The sequence below is a fragment of the Halosolutus sp. DAT137 genome (assembly GCF_059736405.1).
Genome location: NZ_JCAQID010000001.1, coordinates 875,660 through 889,281, shown reverse-complemented (window position 1 = coordinate 889,281; position 13,622 = coordinate 875,660). Strand labels below are relative to the sequence as shown.

14 protein-coding genes are annotated in these 13,622 nt (G+C 58.2%); 7 read left to right on the top strand and 7 right to left on the bottom strand.

The window, feature by feature from the left end:
• Nucleotides 1-16: 16 nt before the first annotated feature.
• Both mvaD and AC6I6L_RS04340 read left to right on the top strand, forming a co-directional pair.
• Nucleotides 17-1,000 carry a phosphomevalonate decarboxylase MvaD gene (gene mvaD / locus AC6I6L_RS04345; protein ID WP_497916480.1) on the top strand — a complete coding sequence of 328 codons (984 nt, stop codon included), beginning with the start codon at nucleotides 17-19 and terminating at the stop codon, nucleotides 998-1,000.
• 63 nt (nucleotides 1,001-1,063) lie between these two features.
• Nucleotides 1,064-2,209 (top strand): NAD(P)/FAD-dependent oxidoreductase, encoded by a 1,146-nt coding sequence (locus AC6I6L_RS04340; protein ID WP_497916479.1) that lies wholly within the window; start codon nucleotides 1,064-1,066, stop codon nucleotides 2,207-2,209.
• A gap of 161 nt (nucleotides 2,210-2,370) precedes the next feature.
• On the opposite strand, the gene fen is transcribed toward AC6I6L_RS04340, so the two are convergent.
• Both fen and AC6I6L_RS04330 read right to left on the bottom strand, forming a co-directional pair.
• Entirely contained in the window at nucleotides 2,371-3,348 is a 978-nt protein-coding gene (gene fen / locus AC6I6L_RS04335) for a flap endonuclease-1 (RefSeq protein ID WP_497916478.1), read from the bottom strand.
• Between the two features lie 164 nt (nucleotides 3,349-3,512).
• Nucleotides 3,513-4,061: a GNAT family N-acetyltransferase gene (locus AC6I6L_RS04330; protein WP_497916477.1), complete on the bottom strand. Its 549-nt coding sequence runs from the start codon at nucleotides 4,059-4,061 to the stop codon at nucleotides 3,513-3,515.
• A 152-nt stretch (nucleotides 4,062-4,213) separates the two neighbouring features.
• Between AC6I6L_RS04330 and AC6I6L_RS04325 the strand changes: the two genes are divergently transcribed.
• From AC6I6L_RS04325 to AC6I6L_RS04310, 4 genes are all read left to right on the top strand, one after another.
• On the top strand, nucleotides 4,214-4,765 hold the full coding sequence (locus tag AC6I6L_RS04325) for a hypothetical protein (RefSeq protein WP_497916476.1): 552 nt from the start codon (nucleotides 4,214-4,216) through the stop codon (nucleotides 4,763-4,765).
• A 118-nt stretch (nucleotides 4,766-4,883) separates the two neighbouring features.
• Nucleotides 4,884-5,171 carry an amphi-Trp domain-containing protein gene (locus tag AC6I6L_RS04320; protein WP_497916475.1) on the top strand — a complete coding sequence of 96 codons (288 nt, stop codon included), beginning with the start codon at nucleotides 4,884-4,886 and terminating at the stop codon, nucleotides 5,169-5,171.
• 360 nt (nucleotides 5,172-5,531) lie between these two features.
• Nucleotides 5,532-6,746, top strand: a complete 1,215-nt coding sequence (locus AC6I6L_RS04315; RefSeq protein WP_497916474.1) for an AI-2E family transporter — start codon at nucleotides 5,532-5,534, stop codon at nucleotides 6,744-6,746.
• Between the two features lie 122 nt (nucleotides 6,747-6,868).
• The gene (locus tag AC6I6L_RS04310) at nucleotides 6,869-7,273 is read left to right on the top strand and encodes a DUF5518 domain-containing protein (protein ID WP_497916473.1); all 405 of its coding nucleotides are present in this window, start codon (nucleotides 6,869-6,871) and stop codon (nucleotides 7,271-7,273) included.
• A 434-nt stretch (nucleotides 7,274-7,707) separates the two neighbouring features.
• Here the strand turns inward: AC6I6L_RS04310 and AC6I6L_RS04305 are convergent, their stop codons facing one another.
• From AC6I6L_RS04305 to AC6I6L_RS04295, 3 genes are all read right to left on the bottom strand, one after another.
• Nucleotides 7,708-10,152: a hypothetical protein gene (locus AC6I6L_RS04305; protein ID WP_497916472.1), complete on the bottom strand. Its 2,445-nt coding sequence runs from the start codon at nucleotides 10,150-10,152 to the stop codon at nucleotides 7,708-7,710.
• Between the two features lie 125 nt (nucleotides 10,153-10,277).
• Complete coding sequence (locus tag AC6I6L_RS04300; RefSeq protein ID WP_497916471.1) at nucleotides 10,278-10,583, bottom strand: hypothetical protein; 306 nt, start codon at nucleotides 10,581-10,583, stop codon at nucleotides 10,278-10,280.
• Entirely contained in the window at nucleotides 10,580-11,431 is an 852-nt protein-coding gene (locus AC6I6L_RS04295) for a Cdc6/Cdc18 family protein (RefSeq protein ID WP_497916470.1), read from the bottom strand. The genes AC6I6L_RS04300 and AC6I6L_RS04295 overlap by 4 nt, the downstream gene beginning before the upstream one ends.
• A 168-nt stretch (nucleotides 11,432-11,599) precedes the next feature.
• Between AC6I6L_RS04295 and AC6I6L_RS04290 the strand changes: the two genes are divergently transcribed.
• Nucleotides 11,600-12,655 carry a Cdc6/Cdc18 family protein gene (locus AC6I6L_RS04290; RefSeq protein WP_497916469.1) on the top strand — a complete coding sequence of 352 codons (1,056 nt, stop codon included), beginning with the start codon at nucleotides 11,600-11,602 and terminating at the stop codon, nucleotides 12,653-12,655.
• On the opposite strand, the gene AC6I6L_RS04285 is transcribed toward AC6I6L_RS04290, so the two are convergent.
• Nucleotides 12,638-13,084 (bottom strand): DUF8104 domain-containing protein, encoded by a 447-nt coding sequence (locus tag AC6I6L_RS04285; RefSeq protein WP_497916468.1) that lies wholly within the window; start codon nucleotides 13,082-13,084, stop codon nucleotides 12,638-12,640. The genes AC6I6L_RS04290 and AC6I6L_RS04285 overlap by 18 nt on opposite strands.
• A gap of 256 nt (nucleotides 13,085-13,340) precedes the next feature.
• The gene (locus AC6I6L_RS04280) at nucleotides 13,341-13,601 is read right to left on the bottom strand and encodes a DUF8139 family protein (RefSeq protein WP_497916467.1); all 261 of its coding nucleotides are present in this window, start codon (nucleotides 13,599-13,601) and stop codon (nucleotides 13,341-13,343) included.
• Between the last annotated feature and the right edge of the window lie 21 nt (nucleotides 13,602-13,622).

The following is a 13,622-nucleotide window of genomic DNA, read 5'->3' as shown; positions in this document are numbered from 1 at the left end:
ATGCGCGTATGCGGATATGAAAGCGACGGCGATGGCCCACCCGATTCAGGGGTTGGTCAAGTACCACGGGATGCGCGACGACATCGAACGGCTGCCGTATCACGACAGCATCAGCGTCTGTACGGCCCCGAGTCACACGCGAACGACGGTCGAGTTCTCGATGGACTACGACGAGGACACGTTCGTCGTCGACGGCGAGGAACTCGACGGCCGCGCGTACGAACGCGTCGAAGCCGTCGTCGAGAAGGCACGCGGCATGTCGGATGCGGCTCACACCGTCTACCCCGTTCGCCTCGAAAGCGAGAACAGCTTCCCCTCGAACGTCGGTCTCGGCTCGTCGTCTTCGGGCTTTGCGGCCGCGGCGGTGGCCCTCGCTGAGGCCGCCGACCTCGACGCCTCCAAACAGGATATCTCGACGATCGCTCGCGTCGGCTCCGCATCCGCAGCGCGTGCGGTCACGGGCGCGTTCTCCCAGCTTCACACGGGACTCAACGACGAGGACTGTCGCTCTCGTCGGCTCCCCTCGGACCTCCACGAGAACCTGAAGATCGTCGTCGGTCTCGTACCCTACCACAAAGAGACCGAAGATGCCCACGACGAGGCCGCCGATAGCCACATGTTCCAGGCCCGTAACGCCCACATCCACGGCCAGATCGCGGAGATGCGCGACGCGCTGCGGAACAACGAGTTCGATCGGGCCTTCGAACTCGCTGAACACGACTCCCTCTCGCTCGCCGCGACGACCATGACCGGGCCCTCCGGCTGGATCTACTGGCAACCCGCGACGCTGGCCATCTTCAACCGCGTTCGCGAACTCCGCGAGGAAGAGGACATTCCCGTCTACTTCTCGACCGACACCGGGGCCAGCGTCTACGTCAACACGACCGACGAACACGCCGACAGAGTCGAAGAAGAAATTGCCGACTGCGGCGTCTCCACGACCGTCTGGAACGTCGGCGGTCCCGCCCGCCTGCTCGACGAGGACGACCACCTGTTTTGACGACGACCTGTCGTACCGTGTGGGGCCACTTCGCATATACCGCTTGCAGCCGTACTGACCGGTATGCACGTCGTCGTGCTCGGTGCGGGCTACGCCGGAATGACACTCACGCGATTGCTCGAACGGAACCTTCCTGACGATGCCGAGATCACGATCGTCAACGAGACTCCGGACCACCTCGTGCAACACGAACTCCACCGCGTGATTCGCCGTCCGGAACTGGCCGACGAAATTACGGTGTCGCTCCCTGCCGCGCTCGATCGAGCAGCCGTTCGCGTCGCACGGGTCGAGGCGATCGATCGGGACGACCGAGTCGTCTCTCTCTCCAGTGGCAATCTCGAATACGACCTGGTCGCGATCTGTCTCGGCGCGGAAACCGCTTTTTACGGGCTCGGTGGGATTCCCGAGTACGGCATTCCGCTCAAGCGACTCTCGGATGCGTTCCGGATTCGACGGGGCGCACTCGAAGCGTGTCGACGTACCGACGCGCGACTCGTCGTCGGCGGAGCCGGCCTCTCCGGGATTCAGGTCGCGGGCGAACTCGCCGCCCTCGCCGACGAGGAGGGAAGCGCTGCGTCGGTGACGTTGCTCGAGCAGTTCGATCGAGTCGCGCCGGGGTTTCCGGCGAACTTCCAGCGTGCAGTCAGGCGATCGCTTGAGGACCGCGGCGTCGAGATTCGGACGGGAACGACCGTCGTCGAAGCAGACGCCGAGCGGATCGTACTCGAATCCGGGGACAGTCTGGACTACGGCCTGTTCGTCTGGGCCGGCGGTATCAGTGGACCGGACGCGCTTTCCGGCGATCGACCTACTGTGAGTGGCGATCTCAGACTCGACGAACACGCCTTCGCACTGGGTGACGCCGCGCGGGTCGTCGACGCCGACGGCGAGAGTGTCCCGGCCAGCGCCCAGTCGGCTGTCCGCCAAGCCCGGACGGCAGCGACCAACATCGAACGCCTCGTCGAGGCCAGAACTGTCGGACACGACGCTCCAGAACCGCAACTCGACTCGTTTTCCTTCGATTCGCCGGGATGGCTGGTCAGCGTCGGCGACGACGCCGTCGCCCAGGTCGGTCCCGCCGTCTTCACCGGCCGCGCGGCGAAGGCCCTGAAAGCGACCGTCGGCGTCGGCTATCTGTCCTCGGTCGGTGCGATCGGAAACGCCGCCGAACTGGCCTACCGGGACGTGCGGTCACTCCGTCACAAGTGAGGGCGTCCACGGTGTCGGCTGCAACGGCTCTCGGCTGTACGTGCTCATAGGGATTATCGTAGGAGTTCATAGCTTTCCCACGAAGAACCGAGAGACCACATCGAAAGACGGGCTTCGAAACCTCCGGTTGGCTACGATAATCCCTATCAGTCGCAGCGGGATCAGGTCCACCGATCGAGTCCGGTCTGGGTAACGCTCTCCTCGATGCGCTCGAAGCCGCGGGCGACTTCGTCTTCGTCGATACCCCACTCGTCGGTGACGTACGTCCGCGCCGCGTCGAGATCGGGATCGAGCGACGTGTCGAACTCGTACTCGTCGGTCACGTTCGGGTTACGGAAGAGTTCCCGCACTCGATCGCCGTACTCGACGGTGTCGCCGCGTGCCTCGAGGACGCTCCAGAGGTCGCCGTGTTCGGTAATTTCCGCGATCGCCGTCTTCGGACCGATTCCGGTCACGCCCTCGTTGAAGTCCGTCCCGATGAGAATCGCCGCGTCGATTAACTGTTCGAGCGTGAGTCCGTGACGATCGAGCGTCGCCTGCAGATTCATCAGTTCGGGGTCGCCCTTGCTGGTCAACTGCCGAAGTGTCAGCGGCGCACCGAAGAGGAGCGAATCGTAGTCCTCCGAACCGACGTAGTCGGCGTCACCGCGACGCGCCATGTGGGCCGCCTGTGCCTCGCCTTCGGCCGGCGCTTCGACGATCGGCACGTCGAGCAACTCGAGGAGTTCCCGGCTGGTTTCCTGGATCGTCGGCGTCAGGCGCTGGGTTCGCGATTCGAGTTGGGCGATCGCGACTGCGTCGCCTTCCTCACGGGCGACCTCGAGTTGCTCCTCGTAGGTCTGGCGTTGCTCGCGACGGGATTCGATCTCGTCGGCTTTGAGTTCGGAGGGACCGCCGTCGAAGACCATCACCGGCGTGACGTCGTTCTCGAAGAACTTTGGAAGCCCCTGAACGATGCCGACGAGGTTCGCCACCTCGGTCCCGTCGGCGGTCGTGTAGATACCGCTGTTGGTCCACTTGACCGTCGTCGTCAGGTACCGGTACAACCAGTTGTGCGCGTCGACGGCGATGACGCCTTCGATCTCGTCGAAGGGGAGTTCGTCGATGACGGCGATATCCCGAAGTGCAGCGTTACCCATTAGCTGGTAGTTGTCAGGGCCGGGGTTTGAATCGTTGGCTTCCGGATCGCTCCCGGTCGATTCGATGACCAGTCGCGGCGTGTTCGACTCACCCCGCCGCGACCTGACGCACTCCGACGCGAATCGCCGCCTTCAACCGCGAATCGACGGCACCCGGCCGCGACTCACCGAACCCGCTCGGGAAGCTCGCTCTCCCGTCGCGAGTCGAGAAACGTCTCTTCTTCGGCCGACAGATCGCGATCGCGAAACGCGTCGAGACCGGTCTGGTACCGCTCGCGATCGCGGCTTGCGTCGCACTCGGGAGCCGCTTCGTACTCGAGGATCAGTTCCGCGAGACCCGTCGTCTCGCCAGTGTACGCGAACCCGGTTCGATACAGCGCCTCGTAGGCGAAGGGGTTGTTGACCGCGATCCGGAGTCGATCGTACCCCCGTTCGACGGCCCGATCGCGGACGCGGCCGAGCAGTTGCGGACCGATCCCCTCCCCGCGGCGATCGCGCGCGACCGTCACGTAGCGAAGCCACAGCGTCGTCGAGTCGGTGCGGTCCTCGTTGAACGCGACGGCGGCGACGATCGGCGTTCCCGCTTCCGTCTCGTCTCTCGCGATCGCCTTTCCCGTGTTCGTCATGACGAACTTTCCGGCGTAGCTGAACCGCTCGTGATCGAGTCGGAGCCGCGGCCCGTCCGCGGGCCATCCCAGCAGGTCGTACTCCACGGTGGTTCTTCGAGCGCCGGCTACTAAGCATCACGCCTCGCTTCCCCCGCGAATTCGCGTCCCGGCTACGCCTCGTGAGTGCCATCTGTTCCGTCGGTGGGAGGAGTGTGCCGGCTGAATCCTTTTCCCAGCGGTTGCCCTACGTCCACCATATGAGTACCGAGACCGAGAGTACGTCCGTCTTCGGCGTCGGCAGCCCGCTGGACTGGACGATCGGCGGCGCGCTGGGGGGTGCGCTCGGTGCCGTCGCGTTCGGCGTCCTGATCTGGCTGTTCGATCCCGAGGTCGTGGCCTCCGCAATCCCGTCGATCTACGGTCTCGACCCCGTCGGTATTGCCGGCTGGGCGATTCACATCGCCCACGGAATCGTTCTCGGACTCGTCTTCGGATTCCTCGTCACTCGCGGGCCCGTCCTCGGAACCATCCGGATGCGCCCCGAGACCGAGGCGATTTCGCGAACAGGAATGTGGCTCCGGCTGGCCGGTGCCGGCTTCGTCTTCGGCCTCGCCATCTGGGCGATCCTGCCGGTGCTCGTCCTCCCCGTCTGGGTCGAGGCGATCGGTACCGACGCGGCGGGCGAGTTTCCGACCGCGGCCGTCGAAAGCCTGGTCGGCCACCTCCTGTTCGGGACCGTCCTCGGACTCGTCTTCGGGACGACCGTCGACCTCCGCGATCGGCCGGGAACGACACCCTTCGAGGACTGACGACGCGAGGACCGACGCTCCGGTGAGTGGCGTGATACAGATCGGTGTACCCGGCGACGACCTCGGGTGGCACATCCCGGGAGACGCTTTTTGCCGCCGTGGCTGGTAGCGGCGATCGATGTCCGAGGAACAACTGCTGGAAGTCGAACGAGAACAGACACCGGCCGACGTCGCGGACTGGCTCCGTGCGTTCGCAGACGATCTCGAGGGAACCGGCGACCTGACCGTCGCCGGCGACGGCGAGTCGGTGACCATCGATCGCCCCGACGAGACCCTCGAGTTCGAACTCGAAGTCGAGCGAGAGCCGAGCGAGGACGAGGACGACACCGACGAAATCGAACTGGAGATCGAACTCGAGTGGGACGTGGCCGCGGAATCGAGCACAGCGGACGCCGGCGGCGAGTAGCTCCCGGCGTCGAACGTCGTGCGCTCGTTACGATGCTCATCACGGTCGCCCGTCGTCCCCTCATCACGGTCGCCCGTCGTTCCGCTCGTACTGCTCCTCAGCGCCGAGTGAACTCCGCAGCTTCGCTAGCGAACGGTGGCGAACTTCTTGATCGTACGACCCTCGACACTGCCTTCGAGAGCGGTTCGGAGCGGATGCGGACCGCCACATGGCTCGTCTTCGGGCTGTTTACCGTCTGCCCGAGTCGGTGTCCGGTGCGGTCGAAGCAGGTCTCCCGCTGTGCCGTCTCGAGGTCCGTTTCCCAGTAATTCAGGACGAGGGTGCAATTTCGTTAATAGTGTTATCCTGGTATCACTACTCATGGATGAAACCGATTCGCCGGTACGGAACGTCCGAATCTGGGCGGCTCACGAACGCCTCGGGTGGTGGATTCTTGGACTCGTGTTACTGGCCGTGTTGGGACTCGTCGTCGATCAGTACCTCCCGTGGCTCGTCTTCGGGCTGTTCATCTACTACGTCGCACGCCCCATCACGCGGCGACTCGAGCAGCGTATCGGCTCTCCGACCCTCGTCGCGGCGCTGACGCTGCTCCTGATCGTCGTCCCGATCGTGGTGATGCTCGGCGCGATTTTACTCGTCGCACTCGGGCAGTTGGTGACGTCGATCGCTGAGCTGCCGGTCGATAGAATCCTCGCCCAGTTGCCGTTCCCGGTCTCCGACCTTCCGAACACGCCCTCGGAGGTGTACGACACGACGGTCGTTCTGGTCCAGGACCCGTCAGTTCAGACCGTGCTCGGCACCGTCGGCCAGATGATCGGCGCGGTCAGCGCGGTGCTGTTCAATATGTTCATCTCGCTGTTGATCGCGTTCTTTCTGCTGGTCAGCGACCGACCTCTCGCGTACTGGTTCGAATCGAACGTATTCGGCAAGGACAGCCTGGCGACCGACTATCTCTCGACCGTCGATCGCGGACTGGGTTCGATCTACTTCGGCTACACGATGACGATCTTCGCGGTGATCATCCTCTCGGCGATCATCTACGCGGTGTTTAATTTCGTTGCACCCGGCGAACTGGCAATTCCCTCGGCGGTGCTGTTCGCCGTCGTCACCGGCATCTTCACGCTCGTTCCGCTCGTCGGCCGATCGATCGTTTACCTCGCGATCGCTGGAATCCTCGCCGTTCAGGCGGCGACGGTCGATCCGCGACTGCTGTGGTTCCCGATCGTGTTCCTCGCGGTCATGATCGTCGCGTTCGACAACCTCGTCCGGACGTACATCCGACCGTACCTCTCCGGACGACTGCTCAACACGGGGCTTGTCATGTTCGCGTACCTCTTCGGCCCGCCGCTGTTCGGCTGGTACGGGATCTTCCTCGGGCCGTTCCTGATGGTGTTCATCGTGACGTTCGTTCGAATGATTCTTCCGGCGCTGGTCAATCCAGAGCGCGAGCACGTCGCTGTCGAATCCGAGCACACGCTGGACGAGTACGCCGAGAGCGTCACCGACCAGGACGGGAAGCGTCCATCAGATGCGGACCGCTCCGATCTCGGGCCGGAGGGCGATCCGACGGCGTGAGTTACGCACTCCAGCTCCGTTCTGCCGGCCGAGCGCGACGGGCTGACCAGTCCGTGTAATTTTACAATCTGGATTCCCTGAAACGAGCGTTATTATCATCGACAACATAGTAACAATTGATCATGGCAATAAACTGGACAGCCGTCATCAGCGGATTCGTCGTAACCCTCGCGTTGGGGTTCATCAGCGGCCTCGTCTACGTCGGATCGGAGGCCTCGGCCGTGTTCCTGTACTGGGGTGGAATCGGACTCTTCGGGGGTCTCACCGCCGGATACCTCGCTTCCGGGACCATGGGGTCCGGTGCGGTCCACGGCGGTCTCGCCACCGTCTTCGGGTCGCTGGTCCTGTTAGTCCTCGCGACGGTTACGACCCTGCTCTTTGCGGGGCTCGTCGCATCGTTTAGCGTGTTCGTCCTCGGCGTCATGTTGCTCACGTTCTACGCCATCCCGGGCGCGCTGGGTGGCGCGATCGGATCGTGGGTAAAACACCGCCGGGCCGCTCCGGAACCGGCCCGAACTCGGGCCTGAACGGGCAACAGTTGGTCGGTGATTTTCGATTCGTCGGCTCACGACGCCGAGAAGTGCGCGGACCGGGACTTGAACCCGACTGCGAGACGATCGTCCTCACGTCGTTCGGCCGCTGCGACTCGCGTGCTTCAAATCCCTCATACGATTTCTGTCGCTCGCGGTGTTGCTCGCGACAGAAATGCGCGGACCGGGATTTGAACCCGGGCCATGAGCTTGGAAGGCTTATATCACAAAACGTGTGATTTCATCCATCAAACAGGGTTCAGTTCGACACTGGACAACACAGATCCAACACCAACTTCGACAGTCACCCCGTCTCCGTCTTGCATTCTCCCTCGTTAGCGTTCCCGGTTTCCTCGGCTCGTAATACTATCTAGGATATTATAAAGACCCAGGGAGTGAGCTTCAGGGCTTAAATTCATAAAACGTGACGCTCATGCGATTTTGTAGATTCCTTTTCCAGCCATATACAGACAGCAGAGTAGGAGGACGATCATACCCGGTAAAATCAGTATCTCTCCAACGCTCATAGGTGCTAACACACCTGCTGTAAGCAGACCGGCTGCACCGGTAAATGTGATTGCAAGCCCGATGTCACTGCCAGTATTCGGCGTTTCTTCTGCGAAGTGTTTTTTATATAATCTAGCTACTCCGGTCACTAAGCCAAAAACCACTGCAAAAAAGGAGAAAACACCCATTGTGAATTGAATCACAACTGAAAGTGGCGAATCGGGAAGGACGATACCGGAGAGAATCGAGCTGAGTGCTAGGCTTCCAAGAACGAGGATGACCGAGCCAACGATGAGAACAGTCCTCGACTGCTGGTCCTCAAGATCAAGTAACCGCTGGAGAGTAGGAAGGGAAACCTCTCTCACAAGATAGTCTCCAATAAACGTGAGAACGCCTACACCACCAAATAATAGCAGTAAAAACCTCCAATCATTATCCAGCAACACTCCACTAACCAGGAACCCGGCTGACGCACAACCAACAATCAAGCTAGTCATCTGCTCACTGAGGTTCGGCTTCTCATCACTGAATCCGCGTTTAAGCAGTCTTGCCGCTTCCAACCCTATCCCCAGTAGGAGAATACCTGCAGAGATGAAAGCGAGAAATCCTCCAACCGCATCTGCCGGATGTGAGTTAAACGGACTACTGATAGCGCTTAGAACACTTCCATCCGTCTCTTCGTCACTTCCCCTATCCGGGTCTCCGCTGGAAGCCTCTTGTCCATAGCTGTGATCCTGGTCTTCAACTGTGATCGTTCCGATCGTGTGATGTCCTTCGCTTACAGTCCCATTCACAGAAACCTCGAACTCTCCTGCCTGAAACGCGCGGTACGGGAGCTCGACTGATTTCGATTCACCAGGCTGGAGTTCGACTATCTCCAGCGATGTCGTAGGTTCACCGTCACGGTAGAGTAGAACAGGAAACTCTGTCTCTCTAGAGTGATGGCTTTCAATCGTTACTGTCACCGTGGATTTTTCACCGACTTCTATCTCTGTATCCTCGATAGAGCCTACTCTGAAATCGTACTGTTTTGTGAAAGTGTGTTCACTGGAACTACTGCTACCTGAACCGTCGTTGCCTCCCGAACTTTCTTCGTCCGAGGATACACTCTCCCACTCTGATTCCTCAAGCTCGATCTGCGCTTTAATCCGTTGCTCGACTTGATCGGCAATGCTCTCAAATCCTCCTGCCGCATTCATATCGCCGACACGCTCCATATCGTACACGAGAAGCGCATAACCATCCTCAAGCGAACCGTCGATCTCGGCGGTACTGACAACTTTCCCGGTTATTTCGTATCTGCCTGTCTCGGTTTCTGTAGGAACACTCTGGATTTCGTTTGAGACACCTGCGTAAGTGACAGGGACCTCTCCAGTACTAGTATCATCGACTAACACACCGGAATGGACGACGAGATCATGGGTGACAGGTACACAGATAGGCGGCGACATAGGGACAGTGACCGACTTATCACCACATGATGCGACCGACGTGAGATATTCCTGCGCAGATGTTGACACCCCAACCATACCGGATTCCATGGTCACAACCTCGCCCTCGTAACCACCTCCCCGAATATCGGCTGGCGAATCAAGCTGTTCTCCCTCGTAGTTCACATCAACAATCAACAGATCGTAACCGATCACCTCCATCTCTTCACCGGACATCCCTCCATACTGCGGCATCACCGCCGCATCAACAGATGCATCGCCTTCACCCCAGAACTGCTGGCCGAACGAGAAGCCTTGCATACCCGAGTCAGGGAAACGGTCCTGGAACTCACTGTTTTGACCAAGTTCGTTGTCCGAAAGGTTCGTCACGCCCCAACTAGCGAGTTCTCCAGGTTGTTCATCGAAAACACTGCCTGGAAGATCACCGGGTTCATTGAAGTTCGCCACTGCCTGCTGGCTTGAAACCGTTGACGAAGGTTTAGCAGCGACCGAACCAACTGTTGTCGCAGCGTTGAACCGGATGACCTCATACTCATACTGCTGCGGATTATTCTTCAGTTCATTGAACGAGACTGGCTCTCCCTCTGTCTCGACCTCGAAATCATCTGCAACGACAATACTGCCGGATACCTCGCCTGTTGAAAATTCTCTCCCCTCAATGGTCGCTTTACCAGCGGGAATCGGTTCAGAGCTGAAGACGATATGGTTGTCGCCGTCCGAATCAGCTACTGTTGTCGTCTCACTTGGCGGATCAACTCCGAAGCTCTCGAGCGTAGATTCGATATCATCGAGATTCTCGACATCACTATCTGCAACAGGTCCGTACGAAATCCCGGATACTGTGTCTCTGGATTGTGCCGTTACCGCTCCTATTCCAAAGCCAGCCGCCAGTACTGAAATGAAAACGAGTGTGGTCAACACAACCCCGATTAGTCGACGCATTGATTGATGATGCTGTCACAGCGCCATCACATAAAATATAGGATATCGTTAATTTCTCCGCACATAGTCTTCTTTCTAGGATTGGATCTCCAACTCTCTCTTTACGGTTGGTAGTACTGGAGTTCTGCGTCTTCGAATTTGTCTTCGAACCTTGTGATGTGTACCGAGTAGACCTCTTCTAGAAACTCTTCGGGTGTGAGTTCGCTGTACGTGTATACTCCATCGATCTCGTAGTCTTTTTCTTCGTCGTCGAGGACACGGACGTTCACCTCTAGTTCTACTTCAGATTCTTCGTATAGTCGGGGTCCTATGACGAGTCCGACCTGGTCTTTCTCAAGGCCGCAGAAGTCTAGGTACTCCTCGATATGTCTAACCGGGTCATGTTCTGTCCTTTCGACAATGATCACCCGTTGATCTTTTCCAGGAACCGTGGAGTAACTTCTTGGACGTCTTCCTGGCTGGCTTGGCGTCCGGCTTGGAGAAGACGTTCTAATGCATTCCGGCAGTCGCCGCCTGACTCGGCTACCTCTTCAGCGACCTTCTGTATGGCTTCGGGCTGTACTGCTCCCGGCTGGAACGCTTTCTCAACACGGTCATCCAGTATATCCTGTAACTCCTCAACGGTGTAGGGTTTGAACTCTATGGCCCGGCAGTTCAACCGGCTTCTGCTCCGTGAGTCGAGGAAGATCTTTCCGGGCGGCCGGTTCGAGATCAGTACCTGTCCAACCTTGTTTTCGGACTGTTGGTTCAGCATGTGGAGGTCGTATATGATCTCGGCCTTGTCCTCGAAACGGTCGAACTCGTCGAGGGTGACCGCGATACACCGGTTCTTGTCGAGCCATGAACTTATGATCTTGAGGAGTGAGTCAACGGGTTTTCCTTTCCGTGGAGCAGGATATCCTAACTGGATCAAGAGTTCTGTGAGGAGTGAAGGCCGTGTCCTGTACTGCCAGCAGTTGATCCGGACCGTTCTCACTCTTGTCTCGTTCTCCAGTGCGTTGAAGACGTGGTCGACACAGACGGTTTTCCCGCTTCCCGGCGGACCGTACACCAGAAGATTTTCCGGAGCTTTCTGTTTTGTAAGAGGCCGGAATGCGTCCCGTATACCGTGGATCTCACGCCTTCGTCCCACGATGTCCGGAGGAGTGGACTCCGCGTTGAGGAGTTTTTCAGACCGGATAATACCGTTGTTAGATGTAGTATCAAACATTCTTTCCATCTCACCTCTGCACTTCTCACACATGTCGGTCCTCATTGAAAAGCGGGGCCGCGGACGCTGTTTCGTATGTAGAAGACTGCATTCATCCTCGAAAAGGTTCAATGTCGAACAACTGTATGGAACCCGGATTCGTTGAGGAAGTCAATTCCAAACGAATACGGGTGTGTCAAAACCTGTGTAGAGGTTCTCCCAAAAACCTATGATATGTCAACCCTCATCGATACGCGGACACCTCTGGAACTCTCACATCTCCCGGCTCAGTTCGTGGGGAGAGAAGCTGAACAGGACGCTCTCAACGATGCTTTCAGCGTGGAGGACGAGAGCTGTCTCCCTAACTTCCATGTGTACGGGCCGCGCGGCACGGGAAAGACGCATCTCCTCCAACGGTTTCTAACAACGTTTCCGCCGACGTTCACCACCTGCTATATCTCCGGTATCCACCAGGACACACAGTACAAGGCCTTGGAACGGCTCTACCAGCTTCTGACCGGTGAATCACTTGGGACCGGCCACCACATCGCTGACATCCAGCGGAAGGTTGAGGAACAACTAACTCTGCCAACAGTGATCGTGGTCGACGAAATCGACTTCCTTCTCCTGGATGATGGGGACGATCTCCTCTACTTCCTCACACGCCTCGAGAACACTGCGATCGTCACGGTCTCCGCCAACCATCCGACAGTCGAGGAAGCCGTGGACGACAGGACGTACAGCTCGTTCCAGCCACAGCAATTGACGCTGAACAGGTACACGCCTAACGCGGCACGTCAGATACTCGCCGACCGCGCACGGAAAGCCCTGCATCCACAGTCCTTGGAGAGAGACGCACTGACACATATTACGGCGACAACACAGAACATCTCCATCGGACTCACATGGCTACGGGAAGCCGCTGAAACCGTTGAAGAACAGATTACGGCTGAACTTGTGAAAGAGGTAGAGGTGACAGGGTACCATGAGTACGTAAAACTGCTTCTCAACCAGTTTACCACCCATCACCGCCGTCTGTACAACACTATCAGCCGTCTCGACCAAGAGCAAGAGCTTCCTCTCACGACTGGAACCGTCTACAGAGAGTACAGCAGACGGTGTGAGACAGCGGCTGTCGCACCACTCAGTGAACGCCGCATAAGCGACTTCCTGACCCATTTGGAGCTGCTTGACCTGATCGAGGCAGCCTACCACTACGGAGGGTCGAAAGGGAAGACACGTGAGATCAAACTGAGCGACTGGAACAACCGTTCAGAGGAGGCCGAGTAAGAGGTCGTCATCGAGTGCGTCTAACTCACGGCGGACCTCACGACGCTCCTGTTCGAGTCTCTGTCGGTCACGCCAGTGCCGCCGACGTTCCTCCCGAATTTCCTGACTGAGATCCCGTATACGGCTTTTATTATGTTCTTTCCTGTCTCGGCTCCCGGTGCCGAACTGTCTGAGCAACTGCTCCAATTTTTCTTCATACCGCTGTACTTCCCTCTCCAGTTCGTGGACCAGGTCTTCGTGTAGAATGGTTCGTTCCCGGATCTGTTCCTCGATTTCCTCGAGCAAGTTTTCAACACGTCTACGTTCCTCTCTATGGATTTCGGTCAGCAGTTGTTCGATACTCTCTTCACCGTACGTTTCCCTGCCATGGCTGAGTATCTCATCAGTAGCATGAGGTTTCAGCAGCTCGACGTACTCTTCGTAGACCATTTCCTATAGAATAACTGGGTTCCAGTGCTACAGGTGTTAGGGCTCGCCGTGTTTCCGTAGCTCTCGGTACTGTTCCGCCTTTTTACGGTAGAACCGGGGTAGCTCTTGAATTTCTTTCTCCGACCAGTTCTCAACTTTTTCAAGCAAACGTTCCGCCTCACCGATCTCGTAGAAACCCATTCTGCATCACGTAGTTAACACTAGGTGCAGCTTTGTCTATGGTTCAGAACCCCTGTTTACGGTTGCTTCATGTGAATTACGGTCCATCTTCCACAGGCACCAAGTCGCGGTGGCGAAACGAAATAGGGAGTTTCCTCTTGTTTTCCAGATCTCGGAGTATGTACGAGTATCCGTCTGTGTCTCGACCGGTTTCTATACCAAGATCGTCTTCGAGGACCTCGACAACCTTACAGATCTTATCGTGGTGCCGGGAGTCTGGATCATCGGAACCGACGTAGATCCGTACCCGGTCACCGACGGTGTACGGATCGGTGGATGGTTGAGGAACACCGTTCATTGGATCATCTTTTGGAGGTCC